The organism is Iamia sp. (assembly GCF_035575815.1).
GTDB lineage: Bacteria > Actinomycetota > Acidimicrobiia > Acidimicrobiales > Iamiaceae > Iamia.
On the sequence record NZ_DATLXO010000078.1, the window covers coordinates 1 to 21,581 of the forward strand.

General features: G+C 73.1%; 24 protein-coding genes and 1 tRNA gene. 8 read left to right on the forward strand and 17 right to left on the reverse strand.

The genetic code is table 11. The annotated features are described in order from the left end of the window. Window positions 1-150 precede the first annotated feature (150 nt). Window positions 151-223 (reverse strand) — tRNA-Thr (locus VNL12_RS08205). Window positions 224-450: 227 nt separating this feature from the next. Between VNL12_RS08205 and egtB the strand changes: the two genes are divergently transcribed. After that, window positions 451-1,755 carry an ergothioneine biosynthesis protein EgtB gene (gene egtB / locus VNL12_RS08210; protein ID WP_325593408.1) on the forward strand — a complete coding sequence of 435 codons (1,305 nt, stop codon included), beginning with the start codon at window positions 451-453 and terminating at the stop codon, window positions 1,753-1,755. A gap of 110 nt (window positions 1,756-1,865) precedes the next feature. Next, window positions 1,866-2,789, forward strand: coding sequence for an L-histidine N(alpha)-methyltransferase (egtD, locus tag VNL12_RS08215; protein ID WP_325593409.1), 924 nt, complete (start codon window positions 1,866-1,868; stop codon window positions 2,787-2,789). 83 nt (window positions 2,790-2,872) lie between these two features. Here the strand turns inward: egtD and fdhD are convergent, their stop codons facing one another. Next, a complete protein-coding gene (gene fdhD, locus VNL12_RS08220) occupies window positions 2,873-3,676 on the reverse strand; it encodes a formate dehydrogenase accessory sulfurtransferase FdhD (RefSeq protein WP_325593411.1) in 804 nt (267 codons plus the stop codon). Between the two features lie 47 nt (window positions 3,677-3,723). Between fdhD and VNL12_RS08225 the strand changes: the two genes are divergently transcribed. Further along, on the forward strand, window positions 3,724-4,251 hold the full coding sequence (locus tag VNL12_RS08225) for an NUDIX hydrolase (RefSeq protein ID WP_325593413.1): 528 nt from the start codon (window positions 3,724-3,726) through the stop codon (window positions 4,249-4,251). A gap of 12 nt (window positions 4,252-4,263) precedes the next feature. Here VNL12_RS08225 and VNL12_RS08230 read toward each other — a convergent pair whose 3' ends face one another. From VNL12_RS08230 to VNL12_RS08245, 4 genes are all read right to left on the reverse strand, one after another. Further along, window positions 4,264-4,911: a sigma-70 family RNA polymerase sigma factor gene (locus VNL12_RS08230; protein WP_325593415.1), complete on the reverse strand. Its 648-nt coding sequence runs from the start codon at window positions 4,909-4,911 to the stop codon at window positions 4,264-4,266. A 259-nt stretch (window positions 4,912-5,170) separates the two neighbouring features. Further along, window positions 5,171-6,184, reverse strand: a complete 1,014-nt coding sequence (gene rlmB / locus VNL12_RS08235; protein ID WP_325593417.1) for a 23S rRNA (guanosine(2251)-2'-O)-methyltransferase RlmB — start codon at window positions 6,182-6,184, stop codon at window positions 5,171-5,173. A gap of 12 nt (window positions 6,185-6,196) precedes the next feature. After that, on the reverse strand, window positions 6,197-6,673 hold the full coding sequence (ispF, locus tag VNL12_RS08240; RefSeq protein ID WP_325593419.1) for a 2-C-methyl-D-erythritol 2,4-cyclodiphosphate synthase: 477 nt from the start codon (window positions 6,671-6,673) through the stop codon (window positions 6,197-6,199). Continuing rightward, a complete protein-coding gene (locus tag VNL12_RS08245) occupies window positions 6,673-7,344 on the reverse strand; it encodes an IspD/TarI family cytidylyltransferase (protein WP_325593421.1) in 672 nt (223 codons plus the stop codon). The genes ispF and VNL12_RS08245 overlap by 1 nt, the downstream gene beginning before the upstream one ends. A 72-nt stretch (window positions 7,345-7,416) precedes the next feature. Here VNL12_RS08245 and VNL12_RS08250 point away from each other — a divergent pair, with 72 nt between their 5' ends. Continuing rightward, a complete protein-coding gene (locus tag VNL12_RS08250; protein WP_325593422.1) occupies window positions 7,417-8,076 on the forward strand; it encodes a Crp/Fnr family transcriptional regulator in 660 nt (219 codons plus the stop codon). A 20-nt stretch (window positions 8,077-8,096) separates the two neighbouring features. On the opposite strand, the gene VNL12_RS08255 is transcribed toward VNL12_RS08250, so the two are convergent. Continuing rightward, entirely contained in the window at window positions 8,097-8,756 is a 660-nt protein-coding gene (locus VNL12_RS08255) for a dienelactone hydrolase family protein (RefSeq protein ID WP_325593424.1), read from the reverse strand. A 68-nt stretch (window positions 8,757-8,824) separates the two neighbouring features. On the opposite strand from VNL12_RS08255, the gene VNL12_RS08260 reads away from it, so the two are divergent. Then, window positions 8,825-9,634 (forward strand): adenylate/guanylate cyclase domain-containing protein, encoded by an 810-nt coding sequence (locus VNL12_RS08260; RefSeq protein WP_325593426.1) that lies wholly within the window; start codon window positions 8,825-8,827, stop codon window positions 9,632-9,634. Between the two features lie 67 nt (window positions 9,635-9,701). On the opposite strand, the gene disA is transcribed toward VNL12_RS08260, so the two are convergent. After that, window positions 9,702-10,775 carry a DNA integrity scanning diadenylate cyclase DisA gene (gene disA / locus VNL12_RS08265; protein ID WP_325593428.1) on the reverse strand — a complete coding sequence of 358 codons (1,074 nt, stop codon included), beginning with the start codon at window positions 10,773-10,775 and terminating at the stop codon, window positions 9,702-9,704. Window positions 10,776-10,929: 154 nt separating this feature from the next. After that, window positions 10,930-11,730, reverse strand: a complete 801-nt coding sequence (locus tag VNL12_RS08270; protein WP_325593430.1) for a helix-turn-helix transcriptional regulator — start codon at window positions 11,728-11,730, stop codon at window positions 10,930-10,932. Between the two features lie 86 nt (window positions 11,731-11,816). Here VNL12_RS08270 and VNL12_RS08275 point away from each other — a divergent pair, with 86 nt between their 5' ends. Next, window positions 11,817-12,194 carry a hypothetical protein gene (locus tag VNL12_RS08275; RefSeq protein WP_325593432.1) on the forward strand — a complete coding sequence of 126 codons (378 nt, stop codon included), beginning with the start codon at window positions 11,817-11,819 and terminating at the stop codon, window positions 12,192-12,194. Window positions 12,195-12,246: 52 nt separating this feature from the next. On the opposite strand, the gene VNL12_RS08280 is transcribed toward VNL12_RS08275, so the two are convergent. Beyond that, the gene (locus VNL12_RS08280; RefSeq protein WP_325593434.1) at window positions 12,247-13,668 is read right to left on the reverse strand and encodes an MFS transporter; all 1,422 of its coding nucleotides are present in this window, start codon (window positions 13,666-13,668) and stop codon (window positions 12,247-12,249) included. A gap of 41 nt (window positions 13,669-13,709) precedes the next feature. Further along, on the reverse strand, window positions 13,710-14,156 hold the full coding sequence (locus VNL12_RS08285; protein WP_325593436.1) for a nuclear transport factor 2 family protein: 447 nt from the start codon (window positions 14,154-14,156) through the stop codon (window positions 13,710-13,712). Window positions 14,157-14,491: 335 nt separating this feature from the next. Between VNL12_RS08285 and VNL12_RS08290 the strand changes: the two genes are divergently transcribed. Next, window positions 14,492-15,256, forward strand: a complete 765-nt coding sequence (locus VNL12_RS08290) for an alpha/beta hydrolase (protein ID WP_325593438.1) — start codon at window positions 14,492-14,494, stop codon at window positions 15,254-15,256. On the opposite strand, the gene radA is transcribed toward VNL12_RS08290, so the two are convergent. Next, window positions 15,240-16,619 (reverse strand): DNA repair protein RadA, encoded by a 1,380-nt coding sequence (radA, locus tag VNL12_RS08295; protein WP_325593440.1) that lies wholly within the window; start codon window positions 16,617-16,619, stop codon window positions 15,240-15,242. The two genes, VNL12_RS08290 and radA, sit on opposite strands and share 17 nt — an antisense overlap. 293 nt (window positions 16,620-16,912) lie before the next feature. Between radA and VNL12_RS08300 the strand changes: the two genes are divergently transcribed. After that, the gene (locus VNL12_RS08300; protein ID WP_325593442.1) at window positions 16,913-18,475 is read left to right on the forward strand and encodes a hypothetical protein; all 1,563 of its coding nucleotides are present in this window, start codon (window positions 16,913-16,915) and stop codon (window positions 18,473-18,475) included. Here VNL12_RS08300 and VNL12_RS20875 read toward each other — a convergent pair. From VNL12_RS20875 to VNL12_RS08320, 5 genes are all read right to left on the reverse strand, one after another. Continuing rightward, window positions 18,427-18,705, reverse strand: coding sequence for an AbrB/MazE/SpoVT family DNA-binding domain-containing protein (locus VNL12_RS20875; RefSeq protein ID WP_349257816.1), 279 nt, complete (start codon window positions 18,703-18,705; stop codon window positions 18,427-18,429). The genes VNL12_RS08300 and VNL12_RS20875 overlap by 49 nt on opposite strands. Before the next feature lie 115 nt (window positions 18,706-18,820). Further along, on the reverse strand, window positions 18,821-20,296 hold the full coding sequence (locus VNL12_RS08305; protein ID WP_325593444.1) for a hypothetical protein: 1,476 nt from the start codon (window positions 20,294-20,296) through the stop codon (window positions 18,821-18,823). A gap of 33 nt (window positions 20,297-20,329) precedes the next feature. Beyond that, complete coding sequence (locus tag VNL12_RS08310; protein WP_325593446.1) at window positions 20,330-20,620, reverse strand: DUF4235 domain-containing protein; 291 nt, start codon at window positions 20,618-20,620, stop codon at window positions 20,330-20,332. 63 nt (window positions 20,621-20,683) lie between these two features. Continuing rightward, window positions 20,684-21,184: a DNA starvation/stationary phase protection protein gene (locus tag VNL12_RS08315; protein ID WP_325593448.1), complete on the reverse strand. Its 501-nt coding sequence runs from the start codon at window positions 21,182-21,184 to the stop codon at window positions 20,684-20,686. A gap of 141 nt (window positions 21,185-21,325) precedes the next feature. Further along, on the reverse strand, window positions 21,326-21,581 hold a 256-nt coding region (locus VNL12_RS08320; protein WP_325593450.1), incomplete at its 5' end, for a hypothetical protein.

Below are 21,581 nucleotides of genomic sequence, written 5' to 3' on the forward strand. Positions count from 1 at the left end.
GGCCGCCACGAGTGGGTGTGGACCCTCGCGGTCAGCGGGGGGCGCTGAGCGGGTCGGTGGAGAGCGGCGCGACCCGCGCCGGGAGACCGGTCGCGGCACGACGCCCGAAGGCCGCCGGCACCGCCGCAGGTCAGAGGCCTGAGCGAGCGGAGCCGGGTGCCGGGATCGAACCGGCGACATCTTCTTTACAAGAGAAGTGCTCTGCCAACTGAGCTAACCCGGCGGGTCCGCCTGCAGGTCAGACGGTAGCCGACCCACCTCGGGGACCGACGGGGTGATCTCGGTCCACCCCGAGCGGGCGGCGTCGGGGCCGCCCACTGGGGCCGCCCGGTTCGGGCGTTCCGAGGTGGGTAGCGTCGGGCACCAGCGCACCGGCCGAGTGCGCTTGCCCCGCCACGCAGGTGGCGGCCCGGCCATCGCACCCGCTCGGCTCGCAACGGAGGAGGCGCCATGACGCCATCGATCCCGCCCCGCACCGCAGACCACCCGGCCCCCGCCGGCCCGGTCGCCCCGCCCGACATCGATCTCCGACGCAGCTACGCCGAGGTCCGGGGCCTGACCGAGGCGCTCGCTGCACCCCTCGGGCCCGAGGACCAGACCGTCCAGACCATGGATGACGTCAGCCCCACCAAGTGGCACCGGGCCCACACCACCTGGTTCTTCGAGACCTTCATCCTCGGGCCCCACCGCCCGGGCTACCAGGTCCACGACGACGCCTATGGGTACCTGTTCAACTCCTACTACGAAGCCGTCGGCTCCCGTCACCCCCGCCCGCAGCGAGGCCTCCTGACCCGGCCGACGACAGCAGACGTCGCCGACTACCGGTTCGCCGTCGACGAGGCCATGGACGCCCTGCTCGCCGATGAGGCCCCCGACGAGGTCGCCGCGCTCGTCACCCTCGGCCTCCACCACGAACAGCAGCACCAGGAGCTGCTGCTCATGGACATCAAGCACGTTCTCGGCACCAACCCCCTCCGCCCCGCCTACGCGCTGGCAATGACCGCACCCGCGCCCGATCCGGCCCCACCGGTCTGGGTCGATCGCGAGGGTGGCCTGGTCGAGGTCGGCCACGCAGGCGACGGCTTCGCCTACGACAACGAGGGCCCGCGCCACCAGGCCCTGGTGCCACCCCATCGCTTGGGTGACAGGCTGATCACCAACGGTGAGTGGCAGGCGTTCATCGACGACGACGGGTACCGCCGCAGCGACCTGTGGCTCTCCGACGGGTGGGCGGCGGTCTGTGGCGAGGGCTGGGAGGCCCCGCTCTACTGGGAGCAGGTCGACGGCCGCTGGCACGAGTACACCCTGGCCGGTCGTTATCCCCTCGACCCCGGGCGACCGGTGGTCCACGTCAGCCACTACGAGGCCGACGCTTTCGCCCGCTGGGCCGGGGCCCGGCTGCCGAGCGAGCCGGAGTGGGAAGCAGCGGTCGCCGACCAGTGCATCGTGGAACCGACCTTCGAGCTCGACGGGCCCCACCCCCGCCCCCCGGCCGCCGGCGACACCGGGCCGCTGCGTCAGGCCTTCGGCGAGGTGTGGCAGTGGACCTCCAGCCCCTACCTCGGCTACCCCGGCTTCGCGCCCGCCCTCGGCGCCGTCGGTGAGTACAACGGCAAGTTCATGAGCGGACAGGTCGTTCTGCGCGGCTCGGGCTGTGCGACGCCGCCGGGCCACACCCGGGTGACCTACCGGAACTTCTTCCCGCCCGGCGCCCGCTGGGCCTTCTCCGGCATCCGCCTGGCGTCGGACGCCTAGCTCCGATCCCCACGAACCACCCGCCCGCCGCGAACCCGGCCCCGACCCCAGCCCCCCACCCCTGAGGACCAGTGACGACCCCGCACCTTGACGCCCCCGCTCCTGAGACGATGGCTGAGAACATCCGCCGCACCCTCACCGACAGCCCGCAGCGCTGGCTGTCGCCCAAGTGGTTCTACGACGACCTCGGCAGCGTGCTGTTCGACGCCATCACCCGGGTGCCGGAGTACTACCCGACCGCGCGCGAGCGGGCAATCCTCCTGGCCCGGGCGGACGAGATCGTCGTCGCATCGGGCGCCGACACGCTGGTCGAGCTGGGCTCGGGTACGTCGGACAAGACCCGACTCCTGCTGGACGCCTTCACCGCCCGGGGCCAGCTGCGGCGCTTCTGCCCGCTCGACGTGAGCGCCACCACCCTGGCCACCGCGGCCGAGGCCATCGGCGCCGAGCACCCGGGCCTCGACGTCCAGCCCGTCGTGGGCGACTTCCTTCACGACCTGCACCGGATCCCTACTGGGGGCCGGCGCCTGGTGGTCTTCCTCGGGGGCACCATCGGCAACCTCACGCCCGACGAGCAGGCCCGCTTCCTCAGGCGGGTGGCCGATGCGCTGGTCCCCGGCGACAGCCTCCTGCTCGGCACCGACCTGGTGAAGGACACGGCGCGCCTGCTGACCGCCTACGACGATCCCGTCGGCGTCACCGCCGCGTTCAACCGCAACATCTTGGCCGTGCTCAACCGGGAGCTGGGCGCGGACTTCGACCTGCGGGCGTGGCGCCACGAGGCCCGCTGGGACGCTGCGGGTGAGCGGATCGAGATGCACCTCGTCGCCCGGGAGGCCCAGTCGGTCCGCATCCCGGGCGCCCGTCTCGACCTTAAGCTCGACGAGGGCGAGAGCATCCAGACCGAGATCTCCTCGAAGTTCCGCATCGAACGCCTGCCCTCACTGCTGGGCCCGGCCGGGTTCTCGGTCGACTCGGTCTGGTGCGACCCCGACGGCGACGTCGCCCTCACCCTCGCCACCCGCACCGGCTGACCTGCACTCCGAGCGCGCGCTCCTCGAGCTGGTGAGCATCCACCCATCGATCGGTGTGCGCCTGCTCACCGGTTCGACGAGGGTCAGCCCCGCGGGCTCTCCGGGGCGTACACGTTGATCCCGTCGGGGCGCAGGAAGGCCGCCAGTGTGATGTTCGCCTGGCGGGCGATGTCGACGGCCAGAGAGGTGGGGGCGCCGACGGCCACGACGGTGCCGAAGCCCGCGGCCCAGGCCTTCTGCACGATCTCGAAGCCGGCCCGGCCCGAGACGTAGAGGCCGAGTCCGCCGGCGGGTAGGGCGTCGTCGCGGTGGAGGTGACCCACCACCTTGTCCACCGCGTTGTGGCGCCCGACGTCCTCGCGGACCACGAGGATCTCGCCGTCAGGCCGGAACGCGGCGGCGCCGTGCACCCCGCCGGTCGTCGCGAAGAGCTCCTGGGCGGGACGCACCCTTGCCGCCATGGCCACCAGCAGGTCGACGCCGATCGCGGCGGTGCCGTCGAGGGGCCGGAGCCGGTCGAGCAGCTCGTCGATGGCCGGCGACCCGCACACCCCGCAGGCCGCGGTCTGGGTCGTGAGCCGAGGCATGGGGGGAGCCGCCCGGCCACCCGTGTCCAGCTCGACGATGTTGAACGCAGCCCGCTCGTCGAGGCCCAGCCCGCACGATCGCACCTCGCGGAGCGCCACACCGTCGATCAGCCCCTCAGCCCGGGCGAAGCCGACGGCCAGGTCGTGGTCGTCGCCGGGGGTGCGCATGGTGGTCGTCACCACGTGGCCGTCGAGGCGGATCTCCAGCGGCTCCTCGACGGCCACGACGTCGGGGGCACGCCGCGACGCGCCGGCGTCGTGGCGACGGACGAGGATGCGTCGGGTTCGGGAGCGCGCCACCGCCTCACGCTACCGACGTGCCGGCGATCCGCCGGTAGGTTCGACGGGTGACCACCGACGCCCGGCACTGCGAGCGGTGCGGGACGCCCAGCCCCACTCATCGGGGCGTGCCGACGTGCCCCGACCACGGTGCCCGCTGGCGGATGGTGCGCAACGCCCCGTGTGCGGCGGCGGTCATCAGCGACGGCACCGGCCGTGTCCTGCTCTCGCGGCGGGCTCGCGATCCCTTCGCCGGCTTGTGGGAGGTACCCGGCGGCTTCGTCGAGCTGGGAGAGCACCCCGCCGATGCGGCCCGGCGAGAGGTGCGCGAGGAGCTCGGCCTCGACCTCACCATCACCGGGCTCGTCGGTGAGTACGTGGTGCGCTCCCAGCGGAGCGGGTGGCTCCAGGTCACCGTCTACGCCGGCACGGTGTGCGGCACGCCGGCACCGGATCCCGCCGAGGTGAGCGATTGGCGTTGGTTCACCGAGGGCGAGGTGCCCGAGGTGATCGCCGGTGACCACCGGACCCGCCTGACCGACTGGTGGGCGGGGCGCACCGTGGCCCTCCCGGCCCGGTCCCCGGCGCCCGGCTGAAGCCGTGGACCCTCAGGCGACCGCCGCGATCTCGTACTCGGCGAGGCTGCGACCCAGCTTGCGCTTGATGCGCTGCACGGCGTTGTCGACCGACTTGGCGTGACGACCGACGCGCTCCGCGATCTCGACGTAGGAGCGACCGGCGACGTAGAGCCTCAGCACGTCGAGCTCGAGGGAGGAGAGATCCGCGGCCATGGCCTCGGCCAGCACCGCGACCTGCTCGTCGCCGAGCAGCCGCTCGGCGGGGTCGTCGACCGCCGCGGGGCCGGGCAGGCGGTCCTCGAGCGCCCGACCGTCGTCCTCGGTCGTCTCCCGGCTGCCGTGGAGCGACACCGACGCGTTGAGCGGCTGGTGCTTGTGGCGGTTGGCGGTCTTGATCGCGCTGAGGAGCTGGCGGGTGATGCACAGCTCGGCGAAGGGGCGGAAGGCGACCTCGTGGTCGGGGCGGTAGTCGCGCACCGCCTTGTAGAGGCCGATCAGAGCCTCCTGCTCGAGGTCCTCGGCGTCGCCGCCCACGAGGTAGAAGCCGCGGGACCGGGAGCGGGCGAAGCGGCGGTACCGGGCGAGGAGCACGTCGAGGGCGCCCGCCTCTCCTCGCTGGAAGCGACGGGCCAACTCGGCGTCGGGCGCAGACGAGAGGGTCAGGGCACGGCTCGGCATCGGGAGGGGTCCTTCGGAAGGTGCGACGCCGGGTGCGGCGGGTGGGGCGATGTGGTCCTTGCGGACTAGTTAGTTTGTGCCACACGGGCTCCGTCGTGTCAACGGTCTCACTGCTACCGCCGGTACATCTCCCCCTGACCAGCGGGACCGTGCACCCTCGCGGCAAGCAGGGTAAGGGCTCCGCGTCGCTCCGTCGAACACTCGTGCGGCCCATCGACCACTTAGCGTCATCGTCTCGGGACAGCAGATGGTTCCCGGGTCAGCGACGGCGAGCGATCTCGAAGCAGGCCAGGGCCCCGGCGGTGGCGGCGTTGAGGCTGTCGAGCGGTCCCCGCATCGGGATGGCCATCGTCTCATCGCACCGCTGGCGAACGAGGCGCGAGAGGCCGGCGCCCTCGGACCCGAGCACGAGGCACACCGCGACGTCGGTGAGGGCGAGCTCCCAGAGCGACCGGCCCCCCTCGGCGTCAAGCCCGACGGTCAACGTCCCCTGGTCCCGGAGCCGGGCCAGGGCCGCCGGGAGGCCGCCGACGACCGCCATGGGCAGGTGCTCGATGGCCCCGGCGGCGGCCTTGGCCACCGTCGGGGTCACGTGGACCGCCCGGTGGCGGGGCAGGACGACGCCGGTGACGCCGGCGGCCGAAGCCGAGCGCAGGACGGCCCCCAGGTTGCCCGGGTCGGTGAGGCCGTCGAGGGCGAGGAGGAACGGCGGTCCGTCGCCCGCGGCCGTCGCTCGCACCCGCCCCGAGGCCAGGTCGTCGAGCTCATCTTCCTCGAGCGGGGCGGCGAAGGCGACGACGCCCTGGGGGGCGTCGGTGCGCGCCGTGGCGTCGAGCTTGCTGCGGCTGATGCGCCTGACCGTCACCCGGTCGTCGGTGGCGACCTGGATGATCTCGTCGATGATCGGGGCCGGATCGAGGTCGGATGCGACCAGCAGCTCCGAGACGCGGCGCCGCCCGGCCACCAGCAGCTCGCGCACCGCGTGGCGCCCTTCGACCTGGTCGCCGCCCAGCCCGCGGCGAGCCGACGGGCGAGCCCGGGGCGTGGGGGGCGCCTCGTCGCGGGCGGCGCCGCGAGCGGGGGCGCGTTCAGCCGGTGCCCCGGTGCGAAGAGGTCCACCGTGGCCCCTGCGGGGGGCTGTCTTGTCCCCGCGTCCCGGAGGCTTGCCACCGCGGGCGTTCGGGGTGCCGCCTCGGGAGGTCGGGGCGCCGCCACGCGGTGGTGGCTTGGCGCCCCGAGGTCCGCTTCCCCGTCGAGATCCTCCTCGGGCCATCGGCGCTCCTCCTCAGTCCCTCGTCACCACGGCGACGGCGAAGGCGGCCACGCCCTCACCCCGGCCGAGGGCTCCGATGCCCTCGGTCCGACGGCCCGTGACCGTCACCGGCGCCCCGACCGCGGCGGTGAGGCGCGCCGCCATCTCCCGGCGGACCGGCGCGAGGCGCGGGGCGTCGAGGACGACCGAGCAGTCGACGTTGCCCGGCTCCCAGCCCTCGGCGCGGACCCGGCGGGTGGCCTCGGCCAGCAGGCCCACACTGTCGGCGCCCGCCCACTGCGGGTCGGTGTCACCGAAGTGCTCGCCGATGTCACCCATGCCGGCGGCGCCCAGCAGCGCATCGGTGCAGGCGTGGGCCACCGCGTCAGCATCGCTGTGGCCGGCGAGGCCCGGCTGGTCGGAGAAGGTCACGCCCCCGAGGCGTAGCTCACGGGAGGGATCGTCGCTCCACGGGTGGAGATCGACGCCGAGGCCGACGCGCACCTGCATCAGCGTCCGCTCCCGGGTGCGACACCGGTCGCCAGGTGCCGGGCCAGGGCGTCCAGGTCTGCGAGGTGGGTCACCTTCACGTTGGCGGGCTCCCCGGCGACCACCACCACCCGGCCCCCGGCCGCCTCGACCAGGGTGGCGTCGTCGCTGGCGTCGGCCCCGCCGGCGTGGGCGCCACGCAAGGCCGTGGCCCGGAAGGCCTGGGGCGTCTGCACCGCCACCAGCTCGTCGCGGTCGACCGCCGCCCCGTCGCGGCGGCGCACGCTGTCGACGAGCGGCACCCCGGGGACGGCGGCGTCGGCGCCCGCCTCGACCGCGTCGACCACGGCGGCGAACAGGGCGGGACGGGCCGCGGGGCGGGCTCCGTCGTGCACCACCACGATCGACGCCGCGCCGGGCACCGCGTCCAGCCCGGCGCGGACCGACGCGGAGCGGGTGGCGCCGCCTGCGACCACGACATCCGCCGCCGGTTCAGGGTTGCCCACCATCTCGGCGGGGACGACGAGCACCACCCCGGCGCTGGCAGTACGGGCTGCGACCAGGCTCCAGTCGACCACCCGCCGACCGGCCAGCGGAACGTACTGCTTGAGCCCGCCGAAGCGCACCCCGCCGCCGGCGGCGACCACGACGGTCCACACCGCCGACGCCGAGGTGGGGGCGGTTGCGGTCACGGCCGGCACGCTACCGGGCCCCGGATCCCGGTCCCGCGCTGTGACATCTGTCCGGACCGGTACGCTGCGGCGGTGGCCGAGACCTCCCTGCTCCGCGGTGTTCCCCTGCTCGCCGACCTCTCCGACGAGGAGATGACGCAGGTCGAGGGGGCGACCACCACCACCGACCTGCTGCGGGGTGACCTGCTCTTCGCCGAGGAGCAGGCGCCGACCGACCTCCACGTGGTGGTCAGCGGGCGCATCGCCATCTCCAAGCGGTCGATCGACGGCCGAGAGTCGATGGTCGCGCTGATGGAGCGGGGCGACCTGTTCGGCGATATGGGCCTCTTCGACGGGTTGTCGCGCTCGGCCGAGGCCCGTGCCCTCGAGGCCTCGCAGGTGCTGACCATCCCCTACGCGCCCCTCCGGGTGATCTACGAGGCTCGCCCCGACCTGCTCTGGAGCGTGGTGCGCCTGCTCGCCGAGCGCCTGCGCAACACCAACACGGCTCTGGCCGACTCGGTGTTCCTGGACGTCACCGGGCGCACGGCCAAGCGGTTGCTCGAGCTGGCGGGCGACGAGGATGAGTTCCTGCTGCCCATCACCCAGGAGGAGCTCGCCGGCATGGTCGGGGCCTCCCGGGAGCGGGTGAACAAGGCCATCGCCAGCTTCGTGCGCCTCGGCTGGATCGACCAACGCGAGCGCCGCTACCGCATCCTCAATCGGGTCGAGCTCGAGCGGCGGGCGCGATAGGCCCCCTCCTGCCTCCGCCGTCACCCGTTCGGGGGTGACAGGAACTCCCGCACCCGCCGCCAGGCGTCGGCTGCGTCGTCGGCCCGGTGGGTCGGGCGCAACGGGTCGTGGACGAAGCCGTGGTCGGCCCCCTCGTAGCGCACGACCTCGGCGCCGAGGCCCTCGAGGGCATCGGCGTCGGCGGCCGGGATCCACGGATCCGTGGTGCCGACCAGCGAGAGGATGGGAGCGACCGGCCCCGCGGCGAGGACCGCGAGGGGCTCGGCGACCGTCGCCGTGTGCCAGTGCTCGGGCAGGCGCACCATGCCGTAGAACGACACCGCCCGGTCGAAGCGGTCCGAGGTCGCGGCCTTGAGCGCGAACATCCCGCCCATGCAGAAGCCGGCCACGGCGACGGGCTCGACGCTCAGCTCGTCGGCGGCGGCGGCGATGTCATCCGCCACCCGCTCATCGGCGAGGGATCCCACCGAGGCGAGGCGGGCGTCGAGGTCGAGACCCTCCTGGCCGGACCAGGGCTCGACCACGGCGACCGACCATCCGTGCTCGGCCGCCAACGAGTCGGCCAGGGCGGTGAACAGCGGGCGCAGGCCCATGATGTCGGGCACGATCACCAGGCCGCGAGTGGCGTCGACGGTCCCGGCGACGTGGACGGGCGTTCCGGAGGGCAGCGTGGAGGTCACCGGACCAGCATGACCGATGACCGCCGCCTCGTCGGGCCCGCCGCCGGCGACCATCGTAAGGTGGCCCCGTGGCATCCGCCGACGACGCGCGCAACACCGGGGCCCGGGCCGTCGCCTCGCTGCACCAGTCGATCACCGAGCGCCTGGCCCGCCTGATCCGCTCGGATGAGGAGTGGGCCGCCCAGGCCGTCGACGTCGGGCTGGTCGACCGCGACTGGCTCGCCGACCCCTCGGGCAACCCGGCCCGCATCGCCCCGCCCGGCGAGGTGATGCAGCGCTTCTTGGAGCGCAGCGCCGAGCAGCGTCCGTCGGTGCTCTCCAGCCTGGGGTTGAGCGCCCTGCAGGCCATGTCACTGGCCCGCACCGAGGTCACCCCGGGCCCGGCCGTGCTCACCCCGGTCACCGTGGTGTTCACCGACCTCGAGGGCTTCACCACCTTCACCGCGGCCGAGGGCGACGACGCGGCGGCCACCATGGTGGGCGAGCACAACCGGTGGGTCGGCCCCGTTGTCCGCAGCCGGGGCGGCCACATCGTCAAGCGCCTGGGCGACGGGCTCATGTTGAGCTTCCCCGCCCCCGAGGCCGCGGTGCTCGCCGCGGTGGAGCTGGCCGCCGATGACCCGGGCCCCCTGCGGGTGCGGGCCGGCCTGCACCACGGCCAGGCCGTGGTCACCCACGACGACGTGGTGGGCCACGTGGTCAACGTGGCCGCCCGCCTCACCGAGCAGGCCAAGGGCGGCGAGGCGGTGGCCTCGGTCGACGTGCGCGACGAGGTCAACGGGCTGCGAGGCGTCGCGTTCGGTCGGGCCCGGCGCTACCGGCTCAAGGGCCTCGAGCCCATCTCCGCCTGCCGGGTCCGGGCCCTCTCCCGCCCCTGACCAGACCCGGTTCCGGTCCGGTCGGCAACCCGCGGTCGGCCGCCGCGGCTGTCGGCCGGCGCGCCGGTCAGTTGTAGCGGTCGAGGATGCTGGCCTCGGCCATGCGGCTGAGACCGTCCTTCACGGCCCGGGCGCGGGGTTTGCCCACGCCGGCCACGTCGTCGAGGTCCTCGATGGTGGCCCGGAGGATCTTCTGCAGGTCGCCGAACTGGACGACGATGGCCTCGATGACGCCCTCGGGCAGCCGGGGGATGCGCGACAGCAGGCGGAAGCCCCGCGGCGAGAGGGACTCATCGAGGTCGGGCGGCCCGTCGGAGAGGTGCACGGCGGAAGCCACCCGGCGCAGGTCGACCAGGTCGTCGTCGGAGAGCTCGGAGAGCGCTCCGAGGGCCTCGGCCAGGTGCCACGAGTCCTCCTCGTGGAAGTAGTCGCGCACCACCAGGCGCCGGTCGTCGCCGATGCCGCCCATGAGCTCCTCGAGCTGGAGGCGCACCAGGCGGCCGTCGGAGCCGAGCTCGACGATGTAGCCCCCGATCTCGGCCGCGATGCGGGCCACCATCTCGTTGCGCTGGAGCACCGTCACCACGTCGCGCAGGGTGACGAGGTCCTCCACCTCGAGCGCCGAGAGCGCCACCGAGACCTCGTCGAGGCGGTCCTTGTAGCGCTCGAGGGTCTGCACGGCCTGGTTGGCCCGGGCGATCACCCGGGGCACGGGATCGATCTGGTGCTTCTCGTGGCCGACGTAGACGCTGATGACGTTCATGCGCTGGGAGACGGAGATGACCGGCACGTTGATCGACCGGGCGACGCGCTCCGCGGTGCGGTGCCGGGTGCCGGTCTCGGTCGTCGACACGTGCGGGTTGGGCACCAGGTGCACGTTGGACCGGGCGATGCGGCTGGCGTCGGAGGCCAAGACGATGGCGCCATCCATCTTCGACAGCTCCGAGAGCCTCTGGGGGCTGTAGGCGGCGTCGAGCAGGAACCCGCCCGAGCAGATGTTGAGGACCGGCGGCTCGTCGCCCATCACGATCAGTGCCCCCATGCCGGCTTGCAGCACCCGGTCGAGCCCGTCGCGCAGCGGCGTGCCCGGTGAGAGCAGGGCGAGGGCGCTCATCATGGCGACCCGATCTCTGCTCAGCATGGCCGGAGTGTAGGGGCTCACCCTGGTCGCGGCCCGCCTCGGTCGAGGGCGGTCAACCACCTCGACCGCTGCCCCCACGCCCCCTTTCTCCCTGGGCCGCCGGGGCCGCCGGGGCCCGGACCGACCGGCTCCATCCGGCCCGCCCCTCCGATCGTCAGGCCTGCGCCCGGAAGAAGGCCTGGGTGGCGGCGTCGGAGGGGAAGAAGGACTCGATCGACAGCTCGGCGAGCGTGATGTCGAGCGCCGTGCCGAAGGTGGCGAGCGTGCTGAACAGCGACAGCTCCTGGCCGTCTGGAGCGTCGAACACCATCGGCAAGAACAGGAGGGCGGTGGGATCGGTCACCACCGGCGACTCGTGGACGACGCCTGGGTAGCCGAGCATCTCCTCGTAGAGCTCGGCCAGCTCCGGGTCGGGGGCCACCGCCAGCTGGCGTTGGAGGCGCATGAGCAGGTGCTCGCTGAACTGGGCCAGGTTCTTGACGCGTGAGCCGAGGCCGTCGGGGTGCACGCCGAGGCGCACCACGTTCACCGGGGGCTCGAGCAGGGCAGGGGCCACGCCGACGGTGAACAGGCCGAGGGCGGCGGCGTTCGCGGTGACGAGGTTCCAGAGCCGATCGACGATCACCGCCGGGTACGGCTCGTGGCCGGCGAGGATCGCGTCGAGGGCGCCGCGCACCGGGTCCATCTCGTCGTCGTCGAGCGACCGCTCCCGGTAGACAGGCGCGAAGCCCGCCGCCATCAGGAGCGAGTTGCGCTCTCGCAACGGCACGTCGAGGTGCTCGGCCAGGTGGAGCACGAGCTCCCGACTCGGCTTCGAGCGACCGGTCTCCACGAAGCTCAGGTGGCGCGCCGACACGGCGGCCTCGTTCGACAGGTCGAGCTGGCTGAGGCGCCGCCGCTGCCGCCAGTCGCGCAGCAGCCCGCCGATGCCGATCGTGGGGGAGATGGTGGTCATTGGTGTGACCGTACCGACGCCCTCGAGGCCGGGCGCTTACCTGCCAGGTCGTTGTGCCGGCTCCCGGCCCGGTGCACGGTGAGCCCATGACCAACACCACCCCAGACACAGACACGCTCGTCGAGACCTACTTCGCGATGTGGCGGACGAACGATCCGGCCGAGCGGACCGAGCTCGTGGCCAAGGCGTTCACCGAGGACGGCCGCCACGTCGACCAGCACGCGGACGCCAGCGGCCACGGCGACCTGGCCGAGATGATCGCCGGTGTGCACACCGGGTACCCCGGGTTCCAGATGGTCCGCACCACCGGCGTCGACCGGTTCGGTGACCAGGTGCGCTTCGCCTGGGAGCTGAAGGGCGCCGACGGCACCCCGATCGTCTCCGGCCTCGACGTGGGCGAGCTGGCGGCCGACGGCCGCCTCCAGCGGGTCACGGGCTTCTGGGGCGATCTCCCTGAGGCTTGAGATCAAACAGGCCGCTCTCACCTGTCGGACGCGCCAGGGGGGCGGCCTGCGGTCAGCGCTCAGCCGCATCGGGAGTCGGTTGCGACCGACGCTCGACGCGACCGAGGAGCACGACGAGACCGGCGCTGATGATGCCGAGGCCTCCGGCCAGGCCTGCCGCCATCGCGACGGCGGCGCCCGAGGCCGAACCGCTGGAGCGGGCAAGGAAGACGGTGCCTATCGTCGCGACGCCGAACGCGAAGCTCAGCTGGTTGATCGTCGTGAACAAGCCGCTGGCGTCCCGTGCGTTCTCGGCGGGCACCTCAGCGACGATGCGCGTGATGACCGGGCTGTACCCGGCCCCGAACCCGGCGCCGGCGATCGCGAGCAGCGGGAGGATCGCGGTGGAGTCCCACTCGCCCCTGCCGGCGGCGAGGCCGATCGCGGCGTAGCCGCCGGTCATGAGCAGGAGGCCCGCGATGCTGACCGCGTGACGCCTGGACGCGCGGAGCCGCGGGACACCGATGCTCGTGACCGCGAAACCGATCGCATAGGGACCGAAGATGAGCCCTGACTGCCAGGGCGGGTAGGCGAGGGCGCCTTGGAGGTGGAAGGTGAGGCTGAACAGGAAGCCGCCGTAGGCGATCATCTGCGTCGAGACCGCCATCAGGCCGACCGTGACGGGGCGGTGTCGGAGGAGAGTGAGGTCGAGGAGCGGGTGGCCTCCGATGCGTCCGAGACGACCCAGGTGGGCAAGGAGAATGGCGGACGTCGGGAGCGCAGCGATGAGCGATGCCCACGTCCACGGCGCCCAGTGAGCCTCTCGGCCGAACACCAGCGGCACCATGACGAGCAACACCGCGGACGTGAGCAGCGTGACGCCCCAGAGGTCGAGTCGCTGCGGTGCCTGCGACCGTGTGGGCGGCAGCACCCTGCGCCCGAGCACCAGGAGAGCGATGCCGATGGGGACGTTGAGGAGGAAGACCGGTCTCCAGGAGGTGCCGGCCACGTCTGCGCTCACCAGCAGGCCGCCGAGCACTTGGCCCAGGGCGGCGCCGAAGGCGATGACGGTGGCGAACAGGGCGAGCGCCCGCGCTCGGGCGTCGCCGCCGAACCGGAGCTGGATGACCGTCACGACCTGCGGGGTCATCGCCGCCGCCGCCACGCCTTGGGCGACGCGCGCGACGATCAGCCCCTCGCCGTTCCACGCCAGCCCGGCGGCGAGCGACGTGGCGGTGAAGCCTGCGAGGCCGAGGAGGAAGAGCCGGCGGTGGCCGTGGTCATCGCCGAGGCGGGCCCCCGTGAGGAGGAGCGCCGCATAGGCCACGGTGTAACCCGACACGATGAGCTGCAGCTCGGCATCGGAGACGCCGAGGCCCGAACGGATCTGTGGCGCGGCGACGTTGACGATGGAGACGTCGAGGGCGGCCATGAACGTGCCGGCGAGCAGGACTGCGAGCACCGCCGGGTCACGGGCCGCCAGGCGCGGCGCCACAGCAGGGTCCTCCGGGCGCGGGATGAGGTGCCTCGACGAGGTCACCCGTCGTGCAGTCGGTGGTCGGGGTCGTAGGACGCGTGTCCTGAGAGCCTCTCGAAGGAAGCGGTGTCGTACACGATGACGTTCTCGACCACCAGCCCGTCGCGCACTCGGACCCGATCGATCCCGGTCATCTCGAACGGACCGTGGAGCCCGGTGGCTCGCATGACCCAACGGATGAACGTGTGCTCGCCGTCCGTCGCGGACTCGGCTACATCGAGACGAAGGTCGGGAAGCAGCTCGAGGAGCCGGGCGAGGCGAGCGGTGTAGGCGTCGGGCCCGCGGACCGGCTCATCTTCCCCGGGCCATCGCCCCACCACGTCAGGCCCGAGGACCGCAGGCACCATTGCCGGATCCGGTCTGTCCCAGAACGCGGCGAAGGAGTCGATGGACCACGAAGGTTCCCGGCGCTCGCGGTTGGCGGTGGCAGGTCGATCAGATCCCATGTGGTCACGATGACGCCATCGTCGCGAGCCTGCGATGACCTGACAGGTAACCACGGTCGAACCGTGGCCTCGACCCGATGAGCGACACCGGCCCCTCTTCGGTCATCAGCACCACCCGGGGATGCCGGGATCGCTCATCGCAGCGACCGCACGATGGGCGGGCTTACGTCGCGGGTAATCGCCGCGGGATCGGGCCGGCGCGCAACCTTCGTCGCAGGACGCAACCGGCCACGAGGCAGCGCATCATCCTGCGTGACCTCCGATCGCCGCCGAGGGCCTGGTTCGCGGCTGAAGCCTCGTCGTGTGCCCATCTCTGACATCAAGGAGCCCCGTCCATGTCCCCGCCCATCCTGCTCATCCACGGAACGTTCAGCCATGGTGGTCTCCTCGCGCCTTGGGTCCGGTACTTCGAGTCCGCCGGGTACCGGGTCCAGGCGCCGTCGCTGCCAGGACGGCTGCCGATCGATCCGGTCACCCTCCGGAAGCTCACCATGTCCGACTGCCTTGACGTGCTCCGCCGCGAGTGTGTGGCGATGGAGGAGCCGCCCATCGTCATCGGGCACAGCATGGGAGGGCTTCTCGGCCAGCAGCTCGCGGCTTCCGCTCCCTGTTCGGCGCTCGTCTTGCTGGCGTCAGCACCTCCTGGCGTGCTGTGGGCCCAGCCCCGCGCGCTCCCACACCTGGCCAGGCTCATGCCCCGGATCCTCGCGGGACGCCCGTTCCGTCCGTCGGCCAGCACCCTGAAGGCGGTCGTGTTCAACGACCTTCCCGATGCCGAAGCGAGAGCGCAAGGCGAGCAGCTGGCCCCCGACTCCGGACGGGTGTTCCGTTCGATGGTCTTCGGCCTGAACCGAGTACCGCGCCGTGCTGTCCAGTGCCCCGTGCTGTGCCTGAGCGGAGGTGTGGATCGCAACGTCTCCGCTCGCATCTCGCGCTCGATCAGCTCCCGCTACGACGCGTCCCACCACGAATTCGCTCGACGAGGGCATTGGCTCATCGCCCCGTCCGGGGTCGACGAGGTTGCTTCTGTCGTTCTTCGTTGGCTGCAAGACCTCGGTCTGGGCGCCGAGCCGAGTGCAGCCTCTACGGGCCAGGGTTGAGGCGCAGGGCGGCGATGGCCTCGACCAGGGAGCGGACGCGGACCGCGGTGACGCCTGCGGGTGGATCGGGGGCCGAGGTGGGGATCAGGGCCCGGCTGAAGCCCAGGCGGGCGGCCTCTGACAGCCGACGCTCGATGCTGGCGACGTTGCGGACCTCACCGCCGAGGCCGACCTCGCCGCACGCGACCACCTCGGCGGGCACGGCCACCCCGGTGGCGGCCGAGGTGACGGCCAGAGCCAGGGCCAGGTCGGCGCCCGGCTCGGTGACCTTCACCCCGCCGGCGGCGAGGGCGTAGACGTCGTGGCCTCCCACGTCGATGTCGGCCCGCTTCACCAACACCGCGAGCAGGAGCGAGACCCGCCCCCGATCGAGGCCGGTGCTCGACCGGCGGGGCTCGGCCAGGGAGCTCTTGGCGACCAGGGCCTGGAGCTCGACGAGCAGCGGCCGGTGCCCCTCGATGGTCGGCACCACGGTCGACCCGGGCACCCCGGGCAGCCGGTCGGCGAGGAACAGCCCGGAGGGGTCGGGCACCCCGTCGAGGCCGCTCTCGCCCAGCTGGAAGAGACCGAGCTCGCTGGTCGACCCGAAGCGGTGCTTGATGGCGCGCAGCAGGCGCAGGGCGTGGTGGCGGTCGCCGTCGAGCTCGAGCACGGTGTCGACCACGTGCTCGAGCACCCGGGGCCCGGCCAGGGCACCGTCCTTGGTGACGTGGCCGATGAGCACGGTGGCCAGGTCGCGGGCCTTGGCCTCGCGCACGAGGCGCGAGGCGATCTCGCGCACCTGGGTGGCGCTGCCCGGGCTCGAGGACACCTCGGGATCGGCGACGCTCTGAGCCGAGTCGACCACGAGGACGTCGGGCTTAACCTCGTCGACGGCGGTCAGGATGCGGGGCATGAGACACTCGCCGACGAGCCAGAGCCGGTCGTGGAGGGCGTCCAGGCGGCGGGCCCGGTCACGCACCTGGGTCGGGCTCTCCTCGGCGCACACGTAGAGCACCGTGGCCCCGGCGCGGGCCAGGCCAGCCGCGGCCTGCAGCACGAGGGTCGACTTGCCGGTGCCGGGGGCCCCGCCCAGCAGGGTGACCGAGCCGGGGACGAGGCCGCCCGAGAGCACGCGGTCGAGCTCGCCGATGCCGGTGGCGACCGGCGCGACCTCGGTGTGGGAGCCGTCGGTGCTGGGTCGGGCCGGGTTCGCCGGCCCATCCGCGCCCCAGCCGGCCCAGGCCGGGGCGGTGACGAGAGCGGCTTGGTCTGTCTCCTCGACGAGGGTGTTCCACTCGCCGCAGGCGGGGCAGCGGCCCACCCACTGGGGCGCGGTGCTCCCGCAGTCGGTGCAGCGGTGGAGCGTGCGGACCCGGGCCATGACGACACCCTACGAACCCCCTGCGACAGCGGGTCCGGTGCACGCTCCGTCTCGCGCCATGACTCGCCGGGAGCGGCGGCACGGCCCGCTGGCTCGGGCGCCGGGTGCTCGGGCCGTACCCTGACACTGTGATGGCGGGCGAACCCTTGACCGGACCCGCGCCCAGCCGCCGGGCACCGTCGGTCACCGTCCATCGCGCCGACACCGACCCCACCCCTGAACATCCCGACGCCACGTCCGGCGCCAGCCGGCGACCGACCGGCGGGCCGTGGTGGTCGCACTCGGGTCTCGCGGTGGCCGCCGCCGTCCTGCCGGTCGTCGTGGTGGGCGTCGTCGTCCTAGGCGGTATCAGCCAGGATCCCCTGGTGGGAGCTGACTACGGCCTCCTCGAGCTGGGGACGCGCGACGCGTGGCGGGGCGACATGCTCGTCGGGCCGTACTCCCGGACCCGCTGGAACCACCTCGGTCCCGCCGTCTGGTACTGGTTCGGGCCGTTCTACGCCGCGGCGGGCCAGCGGACCGGTGGCCTGGCGCTCGCCGCCGTGACCCTGAACCTGGTCGGGCTGGGCTGGTCGATGTGGGCCGTCGCCCGGACCGCGGGGCAGGCGGCGGGGTGGGCCGCCGCCGCGGTGGCCCTCGCGTTCACCGCCCAGACGGGGACGAGCTGGATCGATCAGCCCTGGAACCCGTTGATGGTGATCGTGCCGCTCGTGGTCGCCGGCGTGGGCACCGCAGGAGTCGTGGCCGGCCGACGATGGCACCTGGTGGCCGGAGCGTCGTTCGCCATCCAGACCCACGTCGGGGCCCTTCCCGTCGCCGGCCCGTTCGTCGCCATCACCGCTGTCGCTGTCGTCATCCACCTGGTGAGGTCCCGCCAGGGGTGGATCCGTCCCGGGGGGATCGCGGCCGGCGCCGGCGCCCTGCTGTGGTCGGCGCCGGTCTACGAGCAGCTCACCCGGGAGCCCGGCAACCTGGGCCTCTTCGTCAGCTACAGCCGACGGCCCCCCGGGAGTCACGGGCTGGGCGATGTGTTCGACGTGATCGGCGCTCACCTGACCCTCGTGCACAGCGACCTGGTCCACCAGCTGCTGATCGGGGGCGGGGTGGCGCCCCCGGGCGCCGAGGGGTCGCACCTGGTCGCCATCATCGCCCTGCTGACGGCGGCTGCTGTCGCCACCGTGGCCAACGTGGTCGGTCGTCGTCCCTTCGAGGCGGCGCTCTGCGGTGCGCCCCTGCTCGGCGTGGCCGCCTCCACGGTCAGCCTCATGCGCCTCGACGGCGTCCTGGGCCGGTACCTCGCCCTGCCGGTGCTCGCGCTGGGCTTCCTGCTCTACCTGGGCCTCGCTCTCACGGTGGTCGCCGTGATCCGAACCGGTGTCCGGCGCCCACTCCCACCGGCGGTCGCCCCCATTGTCGCCGCCGGGGTCTCGACCCTGAGCCTGATCGTCGCCTCGCAGGAGGTGCGAGCGGACCACGCTGCCTTCCCCTTCTCCCGGCTCGGGGGGGAGGTCGAGGGCGCGGAGGGGGCCATGGCGGCCATCGACGCCGCCGCCCCCGACGGCCGGCCCGTTCACGTCATCTTGTCCGACCGCTCCACCATCGGCGAGGCGACCGTCGTCGTCAACCGCCTGGAGCGCGCCGGCACCGAGGTGACCGTCCCGCCGGAATGGGCGTTCGTGTTCGGTGAACGGGTCGGGCCGAGGTGTCCCGGGGTGATCGCCACCTTCCACGAGCTCGATCCGGCGAAGCGTCGGGAGCAGCCCGCGCCCACGAGCGAGACCAGGACTACCACGGCCCTGGCCCAGGCCTACGTGACGGTCGCCGACGCCGGACCGACACCTGACTGTCCCCCCTGACCGTCTGCCCGGGCGCTCGCCGTCGTTCTCGCCAGCACGGTGTCGTCATCGATTGCGGTGTCGGACTCGGCGACGAGAACGCCGTCGGACTCGACGAGGCGCGCCGTCCGTCCCGACGGGACCATCTGGAGGCCTGACCCGTAGAAGCTGAGGTCGACCGTCGACCCGGCGACGAGACCCAGGGCATCGCGCAGGCTCTTGGGGATGACGACGCGCCCGACCGAGTCGATGGATGCTTCCCTTGGGAAGACCGTACCAGTCCGTTCCCAGCCCGAGGATCACGCCACGACCGAGTTGCGGCGTCCGCGCCGACGCCCGATGCGTCGACGTCCGGACCGGCGGAGCTCAGGTGTGAGCCGCGAGGACGAGCGATGTGGGCCGGTCCCAGGTCAGGGTGGCGATCCAGCCGCCGGGGTCGGCCTCCTCGGTGATCGACGACGGCGTGGACGCGCACGAGAGGGTGACGGGTCCCAGGCGGGCCCCGTCGGCGGCGCCCGTCGGACGGTCGGACCACAGCAGGCGGACCGACACCGGGCCTGAGGACGCGTCGCGGCCGACGGTGACCTCGACGCCACCCTGTCCGTCGGCCACGGCGTCGACGGTGGTGCCCGGCGCGCCGAGCCCGAGTCCGACCCATCGCACCGTCCTGTCGGGACCGGGACCGCGGGCGTGCACGGTGACCGGCACGTACTGTTCGCGGGAGAAGATGGGCCGTCGTCCCCGCTCGGCGCCCGTGGCCCAGTCGGGGCCGAGGACGCTCACCGCCTCGACCGGACCGAAGCGCTGCTCGTGGCGGCGGGGAAGATCCGTCGCGAGTACCAGGTGCGGCACCACCGTGGGGGCCAGCGCCGCGAACAGCGGCGCGAAGGCCAGGTCGTGGACGTGCACGGTGTGATCGTTGATGGCGGGGGGCAGGACGTCCTCGGGCGGCACCCCGGCGGCGACGAGCCAGAGGCCCAGCAGCGACACGTAGCGGTCGAGCCCCAGCCCGTAGGCGCGGATGTAGGGCCCGCACATGGCGCCCAGGCCCGGGTGGAAGAGCCGGCCGATCCGGCGGCCGAGGGTGACCAGCAGCGTCTCGCCCCACCGGGCCTCCTCGTCACTCGCCGGGTGACGGTTCCAGAGGGCGGCGGCGTAGAGGTCGACGCCGTCGTAGGTCGGCGAGCTGTACTCATCCACGTCGCCGTGGCGGGCCAGGCGGGCCATCGTCCGCTCCGCGCCGGCGCGCCCGGCGGCGACCAGGCCCGGTGCGCCGACTCGTCGCCCGACCCAGCCCTGCAGCCAGGCGTGCATGAGCGCCGGGTTGGTGTACCAGTCCGGGATGCGGCCCTCGGGCTCCCTCCGGACCGCGGCCTCGATGGCCTCGACGACGCGCGGCACGAGCGCCGGTGGCAGCCGGGCCTCGTGCTCCTCGAGGGTGAGGGCGAGGATGGAACCGATGAACTGGCGCCAGTTGGGGTCGTAGTGGAGCCACTCGACCGCCTCGTCGCCCGGTGGGTCGTCCTGCTCGGCGGTGACCCTGAACGTCGCATCCCACGGGCGACCGGGGGCCCGGTACTGCTGGGCCAGGACCGCTTCGATCGTCCGCGCCGCCCGCTCGGGCTCGCCCGCACCCAGGTCACCGAACGCGCCGAGGGCCGAGTCGCGCACAGAGTGGAGGTCGAAGCCGCGCAGGTCCAGCCCGGGCGTCGTCCCGGGTGCCAGGCGATCGAGCCCGACCCCGGGGTCCCAGAGCGAGGCGTGGAGGGCACCCTGGCAGGCGACGACGGGGCCCAGGCCGGGCGGGCGGCCCCCATCGACCCGTGCGCGAGAGGCGACCACAGCGGGCCACGGTACCCCGGCGTGGGGGCGGGACTATGGGCGGGTGGTGGCGAGGGCGTGGGGGTAGTCGCCGCGGACCTTGGCCCAGCCCGCGGCTGCGGTCCGCTGGGCGAGGAGCCGGATCACGCCGATGAGGGCCCCGGTGAACAGCGCCCAGAGCAGGGCCTCGCTCCAGCTCACGTCCTTGCTGGCCGGGTTCCCGGGCGCCTCGCGACGGAAGGCGAGCTTCCACACCCGCTCCACCACCGGCCGCGTGGCCATGACCGCGCCGATCGCCGCCACGCTGGCGATTCCGTTCCAGACCTGGTCCTCGTCGATGTCCATGCTCGCATCTCCCGATCGTCGTCGTCGGTCCGTTCGGCGTCCTGGCGACGCCGGCGGGGACGGTCAGCTCTCGATGTTGCCCTTCTTGTCCTCGAGGTGGGCCCGGACGAACCAGTGGAAGAGCTCGAGCTGGTTCGTCTGCCCGATGAGGAGGTCCTCGGACACAGGGTCGATGTCGCCGGACACCTCGATGGCCTTGCGGTGATCCTCGACGACACCGATGTAGACGCTGTCGAGGGCCGAGAGGTGCTCGTGGGTCAGGGCCCGGTTGAGCGCGTAGTTCTCCCAGGTGCGGCCCTCGGTGATGGCCGCCGGGGTGCCGAGGGGCTGGCCGCCGAGGGTGGCGATGCGCTCGGCGACGGCGTCGACCATCTCGGACACGGCCGCGTGCTGCGGATCGAGCATCTCGTGGACGCCGATGAAGTTCGCACCGACGACGTTCCAGTGGATGTGCTTGAGGGTGAGCTGGAGGTCGAGCAGGGCGACGAGCCGGTACTGGAGGGCGTCGCGCACCGTGGCGGCGTCGGACTCCTGGAGGCCAGGGACGGTGTAGGAGCTGGGCATGTTGGGTTTCTCCTTTGCGAGGGGCAGCGCCGACCCTCTACCCCGCACGGCGCCGTCCACCCAGGTTCGCGGCCGACCCCTCCGGTCGGAGCTGCCAGGCGCAACGCGGCGGGGGCTCCATGGGGTTCGGTCGAGGGAGGGCTACTCGGCCGGACCGGCCTCGGCCAGCTCGACCGGCGGGGGCTCGAAGCCCTCGACGGTGCGGAACACGATGGCCGGCTTGCCGTCGTCTTCGGGGTCGGGCTCGGCGTCGACGATGATGATCTCGCCGGCGTGGTAGCTCTTGTAGAGGAGCTTCTCGGACACCGGGTCCTCGACCAGGCGCTGGATGGCCCGGCGCAGGGGCCGGGCGCCGAGGGTGGGATCATAGCCCCGCTCGACGAGCAGCAGCTTGGCC

Bases quoted from the DNA above. Each gene is read 5' to 3' on its own strand.
- egtB (WP_325593408.1), top strand. From the start codon at position 451: ATGACGCCATCGATCCCGCCCCGCACCGCAGACCACCCGGCCCCCGCC.
- egtD (WP_325593409.1), top strand. From the start codon at position 1,866: ATGGCTGAGAACATCCGCCGCACCCTCACCGACAGCCCGCAGCGCTGG.
- VNL12_RS08230 (WP_325593415.1), bottom strand. From the start codon at position 4,911: ATGCCGAGCCGTGCCCTGACCCTCTCGTCTGCGCCCGACGCCGAGTTG.
- rlmB (WP_325593417.1), bottom strand. From the start codon at position 6,184: ATGGCCCGAGGAGGATCTCGACGGGGAAGCGGACCTCGGGGCGCCAAG.
- ispF (WP_325593419.1), bottom strand. From the start codon at position 6,673: ATGCAGGTGCGCGTCGGCCTCGGCGTCGATCTCCACCCGTGGAGCGAC.
- disA (WP_325593428.1), bottom strand. From the start codon at position 10,775: ATGCTGAGCAGAGATCGGGTCGCCATGATGAGCGCCCTCGCCCTGCTC.
- VNL12_RS08270 (WP_325593430.1), bottom strand. From the start codon at position 11,730: ATGACCACCATCTCCCCCACGATCGGCATCGGCGGGCTGCTGCGCGAC.
- VNL12_RS08275 (WP_325593432.1), top strand. From the start codon at position 11,817: ATGACCAACACCACCCCAGACACAGACACGCTCGTCGAGACCTACTTC.
- VNL12_RS08285 (WP_325593436.1), bottom strand. From the start codon at position 14,156: ATGGGATCTGATCGACCTGCCACCGCCAACCGCGAGCGCCGGGAACCT.
- VNL12_RS08290 (WP_325593438.1), top strand. From the start codon at position 14,492: ATGTCCCCGCCCATCCTGCTCATCCACGGAACGTTCAGCCATGGTGGT.
- radA (WP_325593440.1), bottom strand. From the start codon at position 16,619: ATGGCCCGGGTCCGCACGCTCCACCGCTGCACCGACTGCGGGAGCACC.
- VNL12_RS08310 (WP_325593446.1), bottom strand. From the start codon at position 20,620: ATGGACATCGACGAGGACCAGGTCTGGAACGGAATCGCCAGCGTGGCG.
- VNL12_RS08315 (WP_325593448.1), bottom strand. From the start codon at position 21,184: ATGCCCAGCTCCTACACCGTCCCTGGCCTCCAGGAGTCCGACGCCGCC.